Below are 425 nucleotides of genomic sequence, written 5' to 3'. Positions count from 1 at the left end.
CAGGTTGCCCAGCGCGAAGTGCAACTCCGAGGTGTCCGGGTCGTTTTGCACCGCTTCAATGAAGGCGTCAATCGCCTGGTCCTGCTGCTCATTGAGCAAAAAGTTCAAGCCCTTGAAATAGGCTTTGGGGGCCTGATGGTTTTCAATGCGCAGCTGGCGCAGATCAAGGCGCGAGGCGAGCCAGCCCAGCACAAAGGCCAGGGGCAGGCCCAGCAGTATCCAGCTCAGGTCAAAGTCCATGCGGGGCGGGCGCCGACGTCATTTGTGATTTGTCGGTATCGACAGTCAACGTTGCCTGACGTGCGCGGGTGGCGGCGCGGCGATGTTTCCACCAGCGCGGCACCATCCCCAGAACGCCCACGACCACTCCCGCCGCGAAAACGGTCAGCACCACCAACACCTGCGGCGCACGCCACTGGGTGCCA

1 protein-coding gene and 1 pseudogene are annotated in these 425 nt (G+C 62.4%); both read right to left on the bottom strand.

Annotation, left to right across the window (positions count from 1 at the left end; translation table 11 throughout):
* A pseudogene (locus tag B3V69_RS05705) lies at positions 1-240 on the bottom strand (lipopolysaccharide assembly protein LapB); the annotation flags it as partial.
* Positions 230-425: lipopolysaccharide assembly protein LapA domain-containing protein (locus B3V69_RS05700; protein WP_296444614.1), on the bottom strand; the 196-nt coding region annotated here is incomplete at its 5' end. The pseudogene B3V69_RS05705 and the gene B3V69_RS05700, both read right to left, overlap by 11 nt.

The organism is Rhodoferax sp. UBA5149, from assembly GCF_002413825.1.
In the GTDB taxonomy this organism is placed as follows: Bacteria; Pseudomonadota; Gammaproteobacteria; order Burkholderiales; family Burkholderiaceae_C; genus Rhodoferax.
This window is presented reverse-complemented; position numbering and strand designations above follow the sequence as displayed.